Raw genomic sequence first — 16,756 nt, 5'->3', positions numbered from 1 at the left:
TATATGGGTCTTCTATTCCACCCGCAATTTTTTCAGCAGGGTAAGCTGATCGTCCGGTGTGGTGCAGGTTCCCAAGGGATGCGTCACTTTGCTGTACATCCCATGGAAGTCCGTTCCCCCGGTCATAATCAGATGGTATTGCGTGGCAATCTGCATAAACCGCTCCGCATCGCCCTCGCGGTTGCGTGTATGCCAGACCTCCACGCCCTCGATTTCATGGTCGCGCGCCAGCTGCTCCAATAGGTCGTAGCTGTCGTAAATCCCCGGGTGCGCCAACACCGCGATCCCGCCCGCATCGTGAATCTGGGCGATGACGTCATGTACATCCGGGTACTCCGTCTTACAATAGGCAAAGCCGGTCCGCGGGCGGAATAATTTTTCATAGACGGCCCCATAAAAGGAATCCGCATAGCCCGCGTCAATCAATGCGTGCATAATATGTTGCTTAAAAATATTGCTGCTCCCATGGGCACGCTGTACCACCATATCCATGGTAATGGGATACAGCCGCATCACCTTTTGCAGGGACACGCTCACGGATCTCCGGCGGTTGTCCCCAATTTTTTTACAAAGTCCCTCTAACCGGTGCACGCGGACATTCCCATAACATAACACATGCGCTTTCCGGCCGGTCGCCGGGTCCATGCAGGAAAACTCCGCCCCCGGCAGCACCTCCATCCCGATCCGGTCCCCATAACTCTTGGCGCGCAGCGCCCCTGAAAAGGTATCGTGGTCCGTCACGGCGATCGCAGAAAGCCCGGATCGCTTTGCCAACTGCACCAGCTCGTCAATCCCCACGGAACCGTCGGACATCTTTGTATGACAATGCAAATCTGCTGGCACACAATCACCCCATCCATTCAGCCAGCGGTTCTTAACCCCATAAAATCTTTGTAAATCGTTCCATTCTTATTATAAGCGATTCCGTCCGATAAAACAAGCAGCACACTTTTTCAATCTTCCAAGGGCGCGTTTAAAAATTTTTCGGGCAGGAAGGTGCGCCGGTCGTAGATCCAGAGGAAAAGGTCGCACAGCCACACAACCGCTGCTGCCAGCAATAAGACCGTAGCATTTACGCGGAACAACCCGGTAAACGGGGCGATGTACAACAGAAGAAAGGGCAGCGCAACATAGGCGACGGTCTGGAAGGACTCGATACGGCTGCTGGTCCGGTTGAACGCAAACACCATAAACACCGCCCCAAACACCATCAAGCCCGGAGAAAGCAACAAAATGATCACCAGCCAGGACCAATTCAAAAAGAAGGACATCCCCAGCATAATATCCCCGACGGAGGCAACGATTGTAAACGCGCCAAAGGAGATGGCGGTGGTTACGAACGATAAAGACAGGCAGCACGCCAGTTTCGCGCGGAAGATCTGGCGCACCCGCAGCGGCGTGAGCAACAGCGTTTCAATGGTCCTGCGCTCTTTTTCCCCTGCAAAAATGCAGGATGCAGAGACCGCGGACGCCATCAACGGGACCATCAGGAAAAACAAAGGAAACAGCGTATTGGTTAGGAGATAGAACAATCCCTGCTGCGCGTTATAATGCTGTAAATGGGGAGGCAGGAGCGAAAGCATCTCCTGGATTCCAGCGGCTTGTTCCAACGGCACCAGGCAGACCGCCGCGAGGAAAAGCGCTGGCACCACAACCACCAGCCCAATGGGGACGGCAATCAAGGTGGCGCGCGCCATCTTGGAACTCCAAATTTCCAGAAAGTCCTTGCGGATCAGTGCATGTTCAGCCAGCGTGAGCATCGGCCGTTCCCTCCTTTCCCGGGTGCTGTTCCAACGTCCGTTTATAAACGTCCTCCAAGGTCGGCTCAACCAGCCGGGCCTCCAAAACGTCATAGCCGTGTTCCACAATGCTCCGCAACAGGCGGGGCATCTCCTCCTCATCGCGCAATTCCGCGCGCCACCAGCCGTTGTGTTCCAACAGACCGGTGGCCAGGGTCTCATCCGGCCGGAACCCTTCCAGGCTTTCCCCTCCGCTCAGCCGGAATTCCGCATGCGCCCGGCATCCGGCCGCTTCCCGAAGGGACTGGAAATCGCCGGAGGCAACCAGCTCCCCGCCCTCCAAAATACCATACGCGGTGCAAATGCTCTGCGCATAGTGCATCATGGAGGTACCGAGCAGGACCGTCGTGTCTTCGCGCGCGGCGAATTGGCTCACCAGGGCATGCAATGCATGCGCCGATTCGTAGTCCAGGCCGCTCGTGGGTTCATCCAGCAGCAGGACGCTGGGATAGTTGACCAAAGCGCGCGCCAGGGAGAGCTTTTGCAGCATTCCGGTGGAGTATTCCGATACGGGCCTCTCCCGTTCGTCCCAAAGCTCCAGATCCTTCATCAATTCCGATACCCGGCGCTCGGCGGCTTTTTCCGCCATGCCCGCCGCCTGTGCGAAAAACAGCAAATTCTGCTGGCCCGTCATATGGGCGTATGGCCGGGCGCTTGCAAGCATCACACCGCACACGGCATGGACGGCCGCCGGGTCCTTTGCCGGGGAACACCCCAGCACGCTGCATTCGCCGCTGGTCGGCTTTGTAAGCCCGCAGAGCATGCGGATCACCGTTGTCTTCCCTGCTCCCTGCGCCCCCAAAAGCCCAAACACGCCCCCCTGTGGGACATGGAGGGTCAAATCCCGCACTGCTTGGACTTCGCCATATGTCTTTGTGAGCTGTACTGCTGTGACTGCTTCCAAGCCGCAGCCCCCTTTCTCCAATCCATCTTGAACATCCGTATAAAAGATAAGGGGCGTGAACCACGCCCCTTCTTGATGGGCGCAAGCGCCCCTATCCTCAATTTACCCCAATTTGCATCTGCCCATGCAGACGCCGCTGCCCTTCCAAAATCTTTTCCCTGGTAGAGGATCACACATTGTGTGGAACCACCATATTGATCTTGGAGAAGTCGTGAATCTCTTCAATGTTCTCCTTGATGCCGCGCTTATCGGCGGTTGCCAACAGCTTGGCGCGATTCTTCAAAAGCTTCTGCATGGATTCCACGCCGCCGGGACCCGCTACGCAGCCGCCTTCGCACGCCATGCCCTCCACGATGTCCTCCTGGAGGCGGTTGGCATTCATAATCATCAAGGTCTTCTTGCATTCCTTCGCGCCGTTGCACTTGATGCAGGAGAACGGCATCTCGAAGTTTTCATCGTCCAGAACCGCTGCGACGGATGCAGCTACGCCGCCGCTCTGTGCAAAGCCCTTGCCCAGACGGCTGCCGTCCTGCTCGTTTTCCGCAGCCTCGTGTACGTCGATCCCCTTGGCCTCAAAGAGCGCTGCCAACTCCTCAAAGGTGATGACATAATCCGCCGTGTCCTCCACCTTTTTGGCTTCCAGCTTCTTTGCAATGCACGGCCCGATGAAGACCACCGTGGCGCCCGGATTGTTCGCTTTGATATAGCGCGAAACCAGGGTCATCGGGGAACCGGTCGTGGAAATATTGGGAATCAGCTTCGGGAAATGCTTTTCAATCATCTCCACAAAGGCCGGGCAGCAGGAGGTGGTCATCTTGCGGTTGGATTCCACCGCTTCCTTGAGCTCCTGTGCTTCATGCCATGCCGTGGCGTCTGCGCCGAGGGAAACCTCGACGACATCCGTAAAGCCCAGCTTGCGGATGGCCGCCTTGAGCTGGCCGACATTTGCGTCGCCAAAGTGGCCCTCGATTGCCGGGGCAAAGGTGGCAACGACCGGCTCGCCGCTCTTGAGGGCCTCAATCACCGCGACAATGTTCGAACGGTCCGTGATCGCGCCGAACGGGCAGCCGACCACGCAGGCGCCACAGCTGATGCAGCGGCTGTAATCGATAGAAGCGCGGTTGTAGTCGTCCTTGCTGATCGCATTGACCGGGCACGCGCGGATGCAGGGACGCATGGTATCGGAAATCGCATTGTACGGGCAGGCCGCCGCACAGCGTCCGCACTCTTTGCACTTGGCCGGGTCGATGTATGCGCCCTTGCCGGTGATGGAAATCGCGCCAAACGGACAGGCCGCCTGGCATTTTTTCGCCAGACATTTCTGGCAGTTATCTGTAACCGTAAAGCGGCTGATCGGACAGCCCTCGCAGGCAGCCGGCAAAACGCCGACAATGCCCCGTTCATCCTGGCCCGGAAGACTGACCCCCTGTGCAGAGGTGATACGCTCGCGGATAATCTCCCGCTCGCGGTAGATACAGCAGCGGAAAGTAGGCACGGGGCCAGGGATAATGTCATACGGAATCTCCTGGATATGCTTATCCAATGTTCCCTCAAAGGTATACTTCGCTACCTGGGTGAGCACTTGATATTTTAGTTGTTTCGCGTCATTATCGTATTGCATGCTTCTATCCTCGCTTTTCGAAATTACACCTGCTCCCTCAATTGGCGTTTTGGAAAACGCAGATCAGACATAGGGGACAAGCTGACGGCATTCATCCTACGTCCTGGTCCCTCCGCAGGCCAAGAGGCTCCATTCTTCCTTCGTCTAAAAGGGCTGTGACAAAAGGCGCCAAAAAGGGCTTACAAGCCCATGCTTTCGGGTACTTTGCCTTTTTTTTAACAATCCTTTTCTATCATCTTAAATCATTTCTCTTGTCCTGGCAAGGGGTATCCTTAATTTCGTGATTAATAATAAACTTTTTCGACGTTCTTTCCCAATTTCTTGACGAGTTCGCACAGTTCGTCGATCAGTTTCATTTTAATACTCAAATCCGAAGGCAGCCCCGGGTTCTGGTGCGCTGGATTGATCGCCTTTCCGATGAAGACGTGCAGGTCCGTGCATTCTTCCAGGAGCATCTTCGCAATCATGGCAGCGCCGTTCTCTTCATCCAACCGGTGGAAGTAGAAGGAATCGGCCTCCTTATTCAGATAGTCGCGCAAAATATCGACCGTGCGGCTCAGGGTAAGCACGCCTTCGGTCACCAGGTCCACGCCTTCGATCTTGCCCGTGGGCGGGATCGTCGGGTCGACATAATTGATTGAGGTTTCAATTTTCCGGTTGAGGACGCGCGCCACAATGTTCGCGCTGGTGCCGCCGCAGACCACCTTTTTCCCGTAGGAGGTGATAAAATCGTGCACCATGCGGTTGTCGTCCTCTTTGTTGACCGGCGGGCCGGAGAGCATATTGACCACGCTCTTCGGGGCGATACGGATCACCAGATCCGTCGAATCATCGCCGGGCTTGTCGAGATAGAGCTCGCGCACCGCCTCGGAAAGAGAAACCGCCAGGCGCGGCGCGGAGTTTTCCTTGGTGGACGTTTTTGCCAGCCAGGACGATACGTTATCCCAGTTCCAGCCGAAGTTCAGCGCCTGGCCCACGCCGGCATAGATGACGCCGTCGCTGACGAGCGCAAGCACGTCGCCCGGCCGCACCGAAAACGTACACTCGGAGATCTGCTTGCCGCCGTACTCCTTCAGTTCGCTGCGCGACTCCAGATCGACCACTTTGCCGTTCCGCACAAAGATGCAGGGCGGGTTGTCAAACTCCACCAGATGGGCCGTGCCGTCGTCAAAAATTTGCAGCACGCTAAAGGTGGAATACGCCAGCTTCCGGACGCTGCACACCGGCAGCGTCTTTGCGATGGTCTCCACCACCTCGGCAATGCTGGCCCCTTCGTTCAGCATCGTCGATACAATGGTGCTGGTGAGCGTGGAAAGAATATTGGCCTTGACGCCGCTGCCGAGGCCGTCCGCCAGCACCGCGATGGTGGAATCGGGGGCGCGTATGATTTTCACTTTATCGCCGCAAAGTTCTTCCCCATATTTGTTGAGGCTCCGATATGCGGCATCCACATGCATTTTCATCCAATCATTCCTTTACAGCATAAATTCCGCATCGGAGGCGCTCAGTCCTCGTCGAACACGATCATATTTTTCAGCTTGGTCAGCGTGGCCTTGGTCTCCGCCGTGGTTTCACCCAACAGGCTTGCGATCTGCTGCGCTGCAACCATCTGCTTGTCGATGACCTTCTGCGCCATCTCCATTGTCTCCGCACGCAGTTTATACTGGTTCTCTATGTTGGCTTCTTCTTTTGTGATGTCCTTAAAGATGCCCATTGCGATGTTTTCCTTCGCAATATATACGATGGTCTGTTCCATCGTAACACCGTATTCCTTATAGTGCACCTTCTTGTCGGTGATCGACTGCTTGCTGTCGAACACGAACTGGAAGTCCGAGCTGTCGATCAGCTCGTAGATGCACTTTTGCAGCGCCTCATGGCGGCTGATGCGGAACGTGCGCTCCGCCGCGGCGTTAAATTCGATGATATTCAAATCGCTGTCCACAATGATGGTGACGTTCGGCGTCTCCGAAAGCACGCAGTTGCTCAGGGACTCCGCACGCTCCTTCATGTATGGCATGCACATATGTAGCTCGGCCTTGCCCTGGTAAACGGCGATGGCCTTTGCGCGGCAGGTCGGGTAGCCGCAGGAGCCGCAGTTGAGTTCGTCCTCCGGACCGTTCTTGCCGATCTTTGCCAGGATCGCGCGGATCGTCTCCTCGTCCGGGATGTCCTCTTTGCTGGAGCGGTCCACGAACTGCATCTGCATCGGGATGGTCTCCGGCAGGTTCGGATAGGACTCCGCATCCTCATATGCATAATCGCGGATCCGGACGCGGGAGGCAAAGCGGGAAACGGTATCCGTGCCGGAACCGGGGCCGTTGACGCAGCCGTCGCGGCACATGTTGATTTCAATGAAGCAGTGGTCGAGCTCGCCGCGTTCCATGGCGCGGCACAGGTCGATGCAGGCGCCGGAGCCGGAAACGGACAGGAGCTTCCAATCGCCGATGTCGCCCCTGGAGCGCAAGGATGCGAGGATACCCTCCTCGATCGGGTACATGCGCAGGATCTTCGAGCTCGGGTTGAGGAACGTCGCAGATTCGGCGTTGGCAAAGGAAATGTGCTCCTCCTTCAGCCAGGCGCCGAGCTCCTCAAAGGTCAGCACCGCGTCGATCTCGTTGTTGTGGCGGATGTCGGCGGCCTCGTCCTTCTTCGCAATGCAGGGGCCTGCAAACACGACGCGCGTCCCGGGGCCGTAGCTCTGCTTGAGCAGGCGGCCGTGCGCGATCATCGGGGAAACGACCGGCGCCATTTGGTCCACCAGGGACGGATAGTACAATTCAATCAAACGGTTGACGGACGGGCAGCAGGTCGAAATGATATTCTTCATGCTGTTCTCCTGCATGATGCGGTGGTACTCCGCCGTCACATACGCCGCGCCCTCCGCGGTCTCCGAAACGCCATAGAAACCGAGCGCCTTCATCGCACCCGCAAACTGATGGACATCTTCAAAATCAAAGCATCCATAGTACGACGGGGCAATCGAAAGGATGACCCGCTCGCCGCTCTTCATCATCTGCTTGACCAGGGCGACATCGCTCGCCACCGTCTTAGCGTTCTGCGGGCACTGCTCCAGGCAGGTGCCGCAGAGGATGCAGTCGCGGTCGATGATTTTCGCCTGTTCATTTTCTACCTTGATGGATTTGACCGGGCAAACCTTCACACATTTATAGCAGTTTTTGCAATTTGCTTTCTGCAAGCCAATAATACTCATTTGTCATCACCTATCCTACATACTTAGGGGGACTCCCCGTTGATACTCCTTGGAGCGTTACTTCTCCAGCCGTTTCATGACTTCGCGGTTAAAAAAGGCCTCTGTTTCCAGCGGGGTGACCTTAAAGCGTTCCCCGTCCAAACAGACGCAGACGCCGTTGTTGGTGCACTCCCCCATACAGAAGGAGCCCTTCAGGTCGATCTTATCTTCCAGATGGTTCATCGAAACCAGGCGTTGAAAGATGCTGATGACATCGCGGGATCCTTTCAGGTGGCAGGAACTGCCGATACAAACTGTTATTTCCATACTCTCATTTCCTCCTGGGGTGCTCCCCTGCTGCTTGTTTCACGCGGCAATCTTTCAAAAAGGCGAAAAAGTTCCGCCGCGTAATTTTGTCTATATTATAACATTTGGGTGGTTTTCTGACAAGAGAATTTATGCGAAATTTCATCATTTCCCCTGGAATCTGCAAAGGAAATGCATGGAAAAGGCGCGCCCGCTTTTCGCGGGCGCGCCCTCTGGGATTTTATTCTTCTGTCTCGTCCTCGCCGCTGCTTTCTTCGTCCTCCCCGGCTTCCTCATCGGACTCCCAGGCGAGGGATTCCAACAGGCGAAGCGCCTGGCGATGGGTCTTCTCCCGGGATTGGACCATGCGCTCCACCGCTTCGGCCTTCAGCCGGGCGGTCTCCGTGGCATTGTCCCCCTGCGGGATCTTTTCAATCGTGGTAAAGGCGTCTTTCAAATACGCCGTATCGTCTAAGATGCGGTCGATCCGTGCCAAAATATCCTGTGCGGAAATCTGCATATCGCTCATCGCTATATCCTCCAATGTTTCGACTGGCGGACACGCAAGGCGGATCCGGTCCGGGCCGACAAAGCGTGCCCTACCCTTTTTTACCAATTGTTTCGCCCGGCGCGGATAGGTGGATTCACAGCGATTCCCCCATCCGTCCTCCACAACAATGGTCCGTTCGATGGGTATCGTCCCCTCTCCGTGTGGGAAATGTACATGCCCTGTTTTTTGCAATGGGTGCCGTCCCCCATGTACCGCTTCCAGTATATCCCTTTCTGTGGAAAAATACAAGGGGCTGGATCAGCTGGCTTGGGCGCGCCGCCCCCGCTGGTGAAACAAGACGCGGAACAGCGGAAAGGACAACAGGAGGAACAGCGGCGCGGCAATTTCTAGGGTCTCTGGGCCACAAAAACAGGTTGCAGCCAACAGGTCCCACATCCCGTGAAACCCGACACCCATCCAAATGCTTCCCGTGCAATATGTCAGATAATTCGCCAGGAGCCCAAACAAACACACAAACAGGAGCGCCGGGAAATCGTTCCCGCCTGCACACAAGCTGTGAGGCAACAGATAGACCGCCGCGGAGAGCAGGCTCCTCCTCCAAAAGGGCCACTCGCAGAACAAGTTCTGAAACAGGTATCCGCGGAAGAGCAGCTCCTCACAAAAGCCAACGATGAGATAGTGGGCCAGGCGGGGGATGCTGGCGCCCTGGAGCAGGGCGATCCAAGCGTCATTTTGCCCAGTGAGCAGGGATGCAACCCACAGAATTCCAAGGAACCCGATCGCCGCCCAGAGCATCCCGAAAAAGAAATAGCCGGGGTCGCATCGCCGGACAGTGAGCCCCACCGCCCGGAGAGGCTTCTTTTCAAAACCCAGCAGGCAGACCAAAACCGGCAGCAGCACGGCCGCCAAAAACAACAGATCGCCATAGGCAGCAAAAAACCTGCCCGCCAGGAGGAGGGCTGCCGTCCCAAACAGCCCGACGGCCAGGCCGGTCGTGACCGCCAGCCGCGCCAGGTTCAGCAAATAGCGCCGGACATATATGGGGCCGTGCATGTCGTTCCTCCTATCGTTTTGCGGGCAGGTTGCTGCCAATCAACCCGAAGTTACTCCAAATTGAGCTTCTTTTTCAGCATCAGGCGGGTAATGATATAGTAGATTACACCGAACACCAGCGAGAAAACCAACCCCAAGAGCATGACCCCCTGGAAGAAGCCCATAGCCTGCTGCGGGGTGAATGAGTCGCCCAACTCGTTGATTGTCGTTAGCCAATTCATAATCAGGGGCAGCATCACCAGGGACGCCGTCTGCATGACCACGTTAAAGCCCAGATAGACGCCGAGGCCCAAAATCAGCTTGTGGCGGGAACTGGTGCAGCCGATCACAACCGCCGCGTAAATCTGCAAGATCCCGGCGACCAGGCCGATCAACATGGTCAGAAGCGTTATGGCGCAAACAGAAAATAGGTTGATCCCATACGTCGCGGCAAGCTCCTGTAGCTCTCCCACGCCAGTGACCAGGGCGCTCCAGATATCTTCATCGACCATCAGGAAAAACAAGGACAGCATGGCAATCAGGACGCTGAAGATGTTCCAAATGGTTGCGACAATCAGCTTGCTGAGGATGAGTCCGTCCTGCGATACCGGCAGGGTGAACATCAAATAGCCTTCGTCCGTCATAAAGTTCTTATAAAACCGCTGGACAGTCGCCACCATTGCAATTACAAAGATTGCAATCACAGCCACGATATAGAGCATCATGGCGAGTACCGACGGAATCTCCATGATCTCAGAATGGCTCACACTGAACTGCAGAGAAAACCGGTTGACCACCGTCAAGAGGACCAGAAGGGCAAAGAAGGGCAGATACAGGCGCGCCGTGCCCTTGAATTCATATTTAATCAATTTGCCTAACATCTGAACACCTCCCGGAACAGTGCGTCCACGCTCTTGTCCTGCTTCTCACGGATATCGTCCACCGAAGAGGTCAAAACGACGCTCCCTTGGTTGATAAAGATCACGTCGTCCAAAATCTGCTCCACATCCGAAATCAGGTGGGTGGAGATTAGGACCGTGGCATTTTCATTGTAATTGGCGATGATCGTATTCAAAATGTAATCGCGCGCCGCGGGGTCCACGCCGCCGATCGGCTCGTCGAGCAAATACAGCTGGGCCTCCCGGCTCATCACCAGGATCAGCTGCACCTTCTCCTTGGTGCCCTTGCTCATCGTCTTGATCCGCGCCTTGGTCTGGATATTCAGCCGCGCCAGCATGTCGCGCGCCTTTGCAATATTGAAATCCGCATAAAAATCGTTGAACAGATCCAGCATATCCTGCACTGTCATCCACTCCGTCAGGTAGGTGCGCTCCGGCAGATAGGAGACGATCTTCTTCGTCTCAATGCCCGGCTCCTTGCCATCCACCAAAATGGTGCCCTGCGTGGGGGTCAGCAGGCCGTTCGCCAGCTTAATCAAGGTGCTCTTCCCGCTGCCGTTCGGCCCCAACAGGCCAACGATCCGGCCCTTTGGCACGGTCAGGTCCACGTTGTTGAGCGCCAAGCAGTTCGGGAAGAATTTGACTAAGCCGCGGCACTCCAAAATGTTTTCCATGAATCATTCCTCCTTGCCTCCGGTCAAATGCCGGGGCGGTTCTTTTGATCGCAGCACGCCGGAACCGGCCTAGCCGATGTCTTCCGGGTGGTTCAAATACTCCGCTGCATCCTGCGGGATCTCAAAATCGAGCGACTGCCCGAGGACATGCAGCGTAACATAGGGGCTTCCATCATAAGTAGTCAGCTCCACCATTTTATCCATCGAACCGTCCGTGCTTGTTTCGCCAAACAGGACGGTGGCCTCCTGTTGGAAGGTATAGACGACGCTCTCCTGCGCGTCCTCCGGGAGTTCTCCCAACTTCCATTCGCCGATTTGCAGTTTTTCCACAAACGCTTCGATCGCATCCCGATCGGTTGTGTCGTAGGCGGTTTCCTCTTCCCCCGCCCGGACAGCCCGGATCTCCTGCGCTTTCTCTAAATCGCCGCCCTGCCCGGCGTTTTCCTCCCCGGCCAAGGAGCACCCTCCCAACAGGGTGCAGGCGGCCAGGACTGGCAGGACCATCATTGCCATCCTTTTCATACGGCGTTCCTCCCTTCCATACCGCATCAAGCGCTGTCGCGCTTTGCGTCCTCGCCCGCCTGCAGCAGCTCAATGGCCTGCTGCCGGTCGAAGCCAAGGCGTCCCATACTCTCTAAAAATTCTTTTACCAGCCCCGCGGCGAGGCTCCGTTTCGTTTGCATAATTTTATCCACATCCTCCGTCACATATCGTCCACTGGTCCGTTGGGTGTACAAAAGTCCGTCCGTTTCGAGCTGGGAAAGCGCCCGCTGCATCGTATTCGGGTTCACGGCGGCGTCCGCCGCCAGATCCCGCACGGAGGGCAGCTTTGCGCCCGGCGGATACATGCCGGACACGATCATCAGCTCAATTTGCTCGATCAACTGCGCATAGATTGGCCGGTCCGATTTTAAGTTCCATCCCATATCTTCACCTCCATTGTACTATTGTACTAACGATCTAATACAATAGTACAGCTATTTTTGGGAATTGTCAAGGCTTCCCAACAAAAAAATCAAAAAATCCCCAAAGAGCTTTTCAACAGCCCCTTGGGGATCGCATATCTTATTTTAAAATGGGCCTGGCCGTCCCAGCACAGCAAACGAAAAAAGCCGGCACAGGCAAATTAAACTGCCCAGCAGCCTTTCCCTCATTCCATTTCCTGGGGGATGTAATACGGTACGCCCGCCGCCTCGTCCAGCAGCACGCGTGCCTGGACGCCGAACACCGAAGCGAGCAGGTCCGAGGTCAGGATGGAGGCCGGCGGACCGTCCGCAAAGACGCCGTGGTCGCGCAGCACCACGATGCGGCCGGCATAGCGCGCAGCCTGATTGAGGTCGTGCAGCACCATGACGGTGGTGATGCCCTTTTCCCGGTTGAGCCGCCGCACCAGGCGTAGAATCTCATATTGGCAGCCGATGTCCAAAAAGGTGGTGGGCTCGTCCAGCAGCATGACCTCCGGTTCCTGGGCCAGCAGCATGGCAATCCACGCGCGCTGCCGCTCCCCGCCGGAGAGCGTCTCCACCGGGCGGTCGCAGAGGTGCGCGATGTTTACATCTGCAAGGGCGCGGTCCACGGCGTCAAAATCCTTCTGGGAAAGGCGGCCGCCAAAGCCCGCATAGGGATACCGCCCGCAGCAGACCAGCCGCCGCACCGTATAATCCTCCGGGGAGCGCACCCCTTGCGAGAGGATGGCCAGCCGCTGGGCCAGCTTTTTCGTGTTCTGATGGAAAATGGATGTCCCATCCAACAGGACATCGCCCTCCTGCGGGATCAGGCTGCGCGACATCGCCTTGAGCAAGGTCGATTTCCCGCACCCGTTCCGCCCGATGATTGCCGTGAGGGAGCCCGCCGCAAAGTCGAGGGAGACGTCTTTAAGGACGGTTTTTGCGCCGTAGCTGATGGTAATATGTTTTGCCTGCAACATCGCGTTTCGACCTCCCCCTCAAGACATACAGGAAAAACGGCGCGCCCAGGATCGCCAGGATAATCCCCACCGGCACCTCGATCGGCGGGGCAACCACGCGCCCCAGCGTATCGCACAGCATGACCAGCGCTGCGCCGCCCAGCGCCGCCCCAGGCACGAGGTAGCGTTCGTCCGTGCCCACCAGCATCCGGATGAGGTGCGGGGCGATCAACCCCACAAAGCTGAGCAGCCCGGCGACGCTCACAGCGGCGGCGGCGAGCAGGGCGGAGACGGCGATCGCCAGCAGCCGCGTCCGCTCCACATGCAGGCCCAGTCCGGTCGCCGCTTCATCCCCCAGCAGCAGGATGTTCAGCCGTTGGGACAGCAGGACGGCAAACGCAAGGCCCGCCGCCGCATAGGGAAGCAGCATCCAGACATACCGCCACGTCACACCGGAAAGCCCCCCCACGGAAAAGCTGACAAATCCGGCCAACTGATCCGGAAAAAACACCATCAGGGCGTCCACGCCCGCGCGCAGGAAAGTGGATGTGGCCACGCCCGCCAGGATCATGCGGGTGGGGTTGATGCCGTTGCGCCAAGCCAAGAGATAAATCGCCAGGGTGGTGACCAGCCCCCCGAAGAAGGCCGCAGGCGGCAGCACCGCATACAGGTTCCCGGGAACCAGCACCATGGCCAGCATTCCAAAAAAGCCCGCGCCGGAGGAGACGCCGATCACGCTCGGAGAGGCGAGCGGGTTGCGCATCACCGCCTGCAAAAGCACGCCGGATACCGCCAGGCACGCGCCGACCATCGCCCCGGCCAGCGCGCGCGGCAGGCGGAGGTTAAAGACAATCTGCCGGCGTACGCCGCTGGTCTCCACGAACAGGGCCCGCCAAACCTCGCCCAAAGACAGGTTGACCGCGCCCGCACCGATGCTGAGAAGAAATGCCAATGCGCAAAGACCGGCCAGCAGGGTCAGCGCGGTCAGGCGCGCAGCGATCCGATGGCCGCCATCAAGATGCATCGCCATAGAGCTTTTCCGCAAAGTAGGCAAACGCCTCCGGGTAGCGGGCGTTTGGCTTGAGCGTGGAGTATTCGCGCGGCACGGTGTAGACGCGGCCCTCCTGGACAGCCCGCACCTCCTGCCATGCGGGATTGTTCTGGATCTCGTCCAGGGCGTTCTGCTCCGCCTTCTCCCCTCCGTTTGCCATCTGGATGAAGAGGACGTCCGGGTTGCTCTCCAGCACCTTCTCCATGCTGTAGTCCACCATGGACTGCCCGTTTGCCGCCTCTGCGTCGATGATGTTCACCGCGCCGAGGCGGTTGAGCATGTCGCCGATCACGCTGTCCTGAACGCCTGCCTTGACGTATTTGGCCGTTGCATAGAGGATCATCACTTTTTGCTCCGGCTTGCCCTGCACCTGTTCGATCTCCGCGTCCACCTGGGCCTGGATGTCGTCCAGCGCCTCCAGGCGCTCCGGCTGGTCGGTAATGTGGGTAAACAGCTCAAACAAATCGCAGAAATCCTGGTAATCTTTATAGCGCACCGAAATATTGGGGATACCGGCCTCCTGCAAGGCGGGCTGGATCTCGCGGTTTTTCGTCAGCGTGTTCACCAGAATCACCAGGTCGGGTTCATAGCTGACGATCTTCTCCACGCTCGGCGTGCTCATGGTGCCGATGGTCGGGAGACCCTTCGCCTCCTCGGGGATGTTGTCCTCCCCTTCAATGCGCGCCACAGCGGTGCCGCCCGCCATGTACCACAGCTCCATCACGGCATTGAGCATGACCACCACGCGCTGGGGGCGCTTTTGAATGGTGACTTCCCCGGCCAGCATGTCGTCATAGGTGAGGGTGTCTGCGGTCTCCGCGATAACGCCCACCGGCAGGTCCTCTTGTTCCGGAGCGGATTCCTCCGGGCTGTCCGCCGGTTCCGGCGCCGCGGCAGAGCTGGAAGATGTTTCGGGGACGGTCTGCGCCTGCGGGCCGCAGCCCACAGCGGAAAAAAGAAGCGCTGCGGCGAGCAAAAGCGCTACAGCGGCTTTTCCAATCGTTCGGTATTTCATTGGTTGAACTGCTCCTTTTTCAATGTCGTTGTATGGGTTGCATCCGGCGCGGCCGGAAGGGTAACGCGGAACTCGGTATAAGCGTCTCTGCTGGATGCGGCGATCGTGCCGCCGTGCAGCTCCACAATCTCCTTGGCGATCGCCAAGCCAAGCCCCGCGCCCCCCGTCCGGCTGGAACGCGCGGAATCCAGGCGGTAAAATTTCTCAAAGATCCGCTCCAATTGCTGTTGTGGGATGCGCGCCCCGGTGTTGCGGAAAAACACATCCACCTGCGCGCCGTCCCGCCGGGCAGAAACCGCCAGCTTCGCCCCCTCTGGGCTGTAGTGGACGGCGTTGCGCAGAAGGTTGTCAAACACGCGGGCAAGCTTGTCCGCATCGCCCAACACCTCCAGGCCCTGCGGGATTTCCAATTCACAGGTGAGTCTGCTTTCGGCAAACACCGGATAGAACTCATCCGCAAGCTGGTTCAGCAGGCGCGTCAAATTGACGCGCGACCGCTCCAGCTCAATCCCCTGCAAATTGAACCGCGTAATTTCAAAGAATTCGTCGATCAGCCCTTCGAGCCGCTCGGCCTTGTCCAGGGCGATGCCCGTATATTTTTCACGGAGGGCGGGGGAAATCTCTTTTTCGTCGTTCAAAAGGCTCAAATAGCCGATCACCGACGTGAGGGGCGTTTTGAGATCGTGCGCCAGGTAGACCACCAGGTCGTTCTTGCGCTGCTCCGCCTCCTTCGCCTCATATTCCCGCCTGCGAAGCCGGTCCCGGAGCATGTTCAGCCGGTTTTCCATCGGCTTGAGCTCCTGCGGCAGGGAAATCGGCTTGCCCCCGTCGTCCAGCACCTCGTCCAACCCTTCGCTGATGAGGTTCATATACCGGCTGATGCGCGACATGGCGAGGTAGACCGCGATGGCCAGCAGGAATAAGAACCCCAAGACCAAAAAGAACGATTTATTTTGCTGGAAAATATTCCGATAGAGGGAAATGGCGAATTCTTCACTGATCCCCAAGATATTCCGGCAAAACCCGACAAAAATATCGGCAAATGGCGCTTGGAAAATCCCGTCCACCACGATATGCACCAGAAGGACCCCCAGGACAGCCGTCAGAAGGGTGACCCCGGCCAATTCCAGCACCATTTTGATCTTCAGGCGCGTGTATTTATCCCTCAATTTTGTACCCCACCCCCCAGACCGTCTTGATGAACTTTGGATTTCTCGCAGGTTCGTGCAGCTTTTCGCGCAACCGGCGGATGTGCACCATCACGGTGTTGTTGGAGTCCAGGTACTTCTCCCCCCAGACGCCTTCAAAGAGCTCCTCCGCGGATAGCACCTTCCCCCGGTTCTGGCACAGCATCCACAGCAGGGAAAACTCCGTCGGGGTGAGGTCAACCGGCTGGTCGTAGAGCCTGCACTCGTGCGTATCCTTGTTGATCTCTAATCCGGAAAAGTCGATCACATGGGATTCCGGCGCGGCTCCCGCATTATAGCGCGTGGAACGGCGGAGCTGCGCCTTGACGCGCGCCACCAACTCCAACGGATTGAACGGCTTTGTCACATAGTCGTCCGCGCCGATGGTCAACCCTGTGATCTTGTCCATGTCCTCGGTGCGCGCGGTCAGCATGATGACCGGATAGGTATAGGCCTCCCGGATCTTGCGGCAAAGATCAAACCCGCTGGTCTCCGGCAGCATCACGTCCAAAATCGCCAGGTCAAACGGCCGCGCCGCAATCTGCTCCAACGCCTGTGCGCCGTCGTAACATTTATATAGGGTATAGCCCTCGTTCTTTAAATAGAGTTCCACCAGGTCCGCGATCTCCTGTTCGTCGTCGACCACCAAAATATCCGGCAT

The 16,756-nt window shown here is 57.4% G+C and carries 18 protein-coding genes; all 18 read right to left on the bottom strand.

What is annotated here, in order from left to right; translation table 11 throughout:
• Positions 1-12: 12 nt before the first annotated feature.
• Positions 13-843: a PHP domain-containing protein gene (locus B5F54_RS01810; RefSeq protein WP_087229701.1), complete on the bottom strand. Its 831-nt coding sequence runs from the start codon at positions 841-843 to the stop codon at positions 13-15.
• Positions 844-953: 110 nt separating this feature from the next.
• Positions 954-1,760: an ABC transporter permease gene (locus B5F54_RS01805; protein WP_172749504.1), complete on the bottom strand. Its 807-nt coding sequence runs from the start codon at positions 1,758-1,760 to the stop codon at positions 954-956.
• Positions 1,744-2,703 (bottom strand): ABC transporter ATP-binding protein, encoded by a 960-nt coding sequence (locus B5F54_RS01800; protein WP_087229695.1) that lies wholly within the window; start codon positions 2,701-2,703, stop codon positions 1,744-1,746. The genes B5F54_RS01805 and B5F54_RS01800 overlap by 17 nt, the downstream gene beginning before the upstream one ends.
• 169 nt (positions 2,704-2,872) lie before the next feature.
• Complete coding sequence (locus tag B5F54_RS01795) at positions 2,873-4,324, bottom strand: 4Fe-4S dicluster domain-containing protein (RefSeq protein WP_087229692.1); 1,452 nt, start codon at positions 4,322-4,324, stop codon at positions 2,873-2,875.
• A gap of 284 nt (positions 4,325-4,608) precedes the next feature.
• Positions 4,609-5,787 carry a SpoIIE family protein phosphatase gene (locus B5F54_RS01790; protein ID WP_087229689.1) on the bottom strand — a complete coding sequence of 393 codons (1,179 nt, stop codon included), beginning with the start codon at positions 5,785-5,787 and terminating at the stop codon, positions 4,609-4,611.
• A 41-nt stretch (positions 5,788-5,828) separates the two neighbouring features.
• Positions 5,829-7,535 carry a [Fe-Fe] hydrogenase large subunit C-terminal domain-containing protein gene (locus B5F54_RS01785; protein ID WP_087229686.1) on the bottom strand — a complete coding sequence of 569 codons (1,707 nt, stop codon included), beginning with the start codon at positions 7,533-7,535 and terminating at the stop codon, positions 5,829-5,831.
• A gap of 57 nt (positions 7,536-7,592) precedes the next feature.
• Complete coding sequence (locus B5F54_RS01780) at positions 7,593-7,841, bottom strand: (2Fe-2S) ferredoxin domain-containing protein (RefSeq protein WP_085531558.1); 249 nt, start codon at positions 7,839-7,841, stop codon at positions 7,593-7,595.
• Between the two features lie 220 nt (positions 7,842-8,061).
• Positions 8,062-8,562, bottom strand: coding sequence for a hypothetical protein (locus B5F54_RS17250; RefSeq protein WP_140400306.1), 501 nt, complete (start codon positions 8,560-8,562; stop codon positions 8,062-8,064).
• Positions 8,563-8,628: 66 nt separating this feature from the next.
• On the bottom strand, positions 8,629-9,384 hold the full coding sequence (locus B5F54_RS01770) for a CPBP family intramembrane glutamic endopeptidase (protein WP_087229678.1): 756 nt from the start codon (positions 9,382-9,384) through the stop codon (positions 8,629-8,631).
• Positions 9,385-9,434: 50 nt separating this feature from the next.
• Entirely contained in the window at positions 9,435-10,244 is an 810-nt protein-coding gene (locus B5F54_RS01765) for a hypothetical protein (RefSeq protein ID WP_087229674.1), read from the bottom strand.
• A complete protein-coding gene (locus tag B5F54_RS01760) occupies positions 10,238-10,936 on the bottom strand; it encodes an ABC transporter ATP-binding protein (protein ID WP_087229671.1) in 699 nt (232 codons plus the stop codon). The genes B5F54_RS01765 and B5F54_RS01760 overlap by 7 nt, the downstream gene beginning before the upstream one ends.
• A 69-nt stretch (positions 10,937-11,005) precedes the next feature.
• A complete protein-coding gene (locus B5F54_RS01755; protein WP_087229668.1) occupies positions 11,006-11,458 on the bottom strand; it encodes a hypothetical protein in 453 nt (150 codons plus the stop codon).
• 26 nt (positions 11,459-11,484) lie between these two features.
• Positions 11,485-11,862, bottom strand: coding sequence for a GntR family transcriptional regulator (locus B5F54_RS01750; protein WP_087229665.1), 378 nt, complete (start codon positions 11,860-11,862; stop codon positions 11,485-11,487).
• 224 nt (positions 11,863-12,086) lie between these two features.
• Entirely contained in the window at positions 12,087-12,863 is a 777-nt protein-coding gene (locus tag B5F54_RS01745) for an ABC transporter ATP-binding protein (protein ID WP_087229662.1), read from the bottom strand.
• Positions 12,811-13,887 carry a FecCD family ABC transporter permease gene (locus B5F54_RS01740; RefSeq protein ID WP_242969610.1) on the bottom strand — a complete coding sequence of 359 codons (1,077 nt, stop codon included), beginning with the start codon at positions 13,885-13,887 and terminating at the stop codon, positions 12,811-12,813. The genes B5F54_RS01745 and B5F54_RS01740 overlap by 53 nt, the downstream gene beginning before the upstream one ends.
• Positions 13,856-14,908: an ABC transporter substrate-binding protein gene (locus B5F54_RS01735; protein WP_087229656.1), complete on the bottom strand. Its 1,053-nt coding sequence runs from the start codon at positions 14,906-14,908 to the stop codon at positions 13,856-13,858. Before B5F54_RS01735 ends, B5F54_RS01740 begins: the two co-directional genes overlap by 32 nt.
• Positions 14,905-16,077, bottom strand: a complete 1,173-nt coding sequence (locus B5F54_RS01730) for a sensor histidine kinase (protein WP_087229653.1) — start codon at positions 16,075-16,077, stop codon at positions 14,905-14,907. The genes B5F54_RS01735 and B5F54_RS01730 overlap by 4 nt, the downstream gene beginning before the upstream one ends.
• Complete coding sequence (vanR, locus tag B5F54_RS01725; RefSeq protein ID WP_087229650.1) at positions 16,067-16,756, bottom strand: VanR-ABDEGLN family response regulator transcription factor; 690 nt, start codon at positions 16,754-16,756, stop codon at positions 16,067-16,069. Before vanR ends, B5F54_RS01730 begins: the two co-directional genes overlap by 11 nt.

Source organism: Anaeromassilibacillus sp. An250 (genome assembly GCF_002159845.1).
GTDB classification, from domain to species: domain Bacteria; phylum Bacillota; class Clostridia; order Oscillospirales; family Acutalibacteraceae; genus Anaeromassilibacillus; species Anaeromassilibacillus stercoravium.
The sequence above is the reverse complement of the archived record's forward strand: the minus strand, read 5'-3'. Positions and strand labels throughout refer to the sequence as shown.

What these genes read in the sequence shown, in the direction of transcription:
- B5F54_RS01805 (WP_172749504.1), bottom strand. Translation starts at nt 1,760, where the DNA reads ATGCTCACGCTGGCTGAACATGCACTGATCCGCAAGGACTTTCTGGAA.
- B5F54_RS01795 (WP_087229692.1), bottom strand. Translation starts at nt 4,324, where the DNA reads ATGCAATACGATAATGACGCGAAACAACTAAAATATCAAGTGCTCACC.
- B5F54_RS01790 (WP_087229689.1), bottom strand. Translation starts at nt 5,787, where the DNA reads ATGAAAATGCATGTGGATGCCGCATATCGGAGCCTCAACAAATATGGG.
- B5F54_RS01785 (WP_087229686.1), bottom strand. Translation starts at nt 7,535, where the DNA reads ATGAGTATTATTGGCTTGCAGAAAGCAAATTGCAAAAACTGCTATAAA.
- B5F54_RS01780 (WP_085531558.1), bottom strand. Translation starts at nt 7,841, where the DNA reads ATGGAAATAACAGTTTGTATCGGCAGTTCCTGCCACCTGAAAGGATCC.
- B5F54_RS01770 (WP_087229678.1), bottom strand. Translation starts at nt 9,384, where the DNA reads ATGCACGGCCCCATATATGTCCGGCGCTATTTGCTGAACCTGGCGCGG.
- B5F54_RS01765 (WP_087229674.1), bottom strand. Translation starts at nt 10,244, where the DNA reads ATGTTAGGCAAATTGATTAAATATGAATTCAAGGGCACGGCGCGCCTG.
- B5F54_RS01760 (WP_087229671.1), bottom strand. Translation starts at nt 10,936, where the DNA reads ATGGAAAACATTTTGGAGTGCCGCGGCTTAGTCAAATTCTTCCCGAAC.
- B5F54_RS01755 (WP_087229668.1), bottom strand. Translation starts at nt 11,458, where the DNA reads ATGAAAAGGATGGCAATGATGGTCCTGCCAGTCCTGGCCGCCTGCACC.
- B5F54_RS01750 (WP_087229665.1), bottom strand. Translation starts at nt 11,862, where the DNA reads ATGGGATGGAACTTAAAATCGGACCGGCCAATCTATGCGCAGTTGATC.
- B5F54_RS01745 (WP_087229662.1), bottom strand. Translation starts at nt 12,863, where the DNA reads ATGTTGCAGGCAAAACATATTACCATCAGCTACGGCGCAAAAACCGTC.
- B5F54_RS01735 (WP_087229656.1), bottom strand. Translation starts at nt 14,908, where the DNA reads ATGAAATACCGAACGATTGGAAAAGCCGCTGTAGCGCTTTTGCTCGCC.
- vanR (WP_087229650.1), bottom strand. Translation starts at nt 16,756, where the DNA reads ATGCCGGATATTTTGGTGGTCGACGACGAACAGGAGATCGCGGACCTG.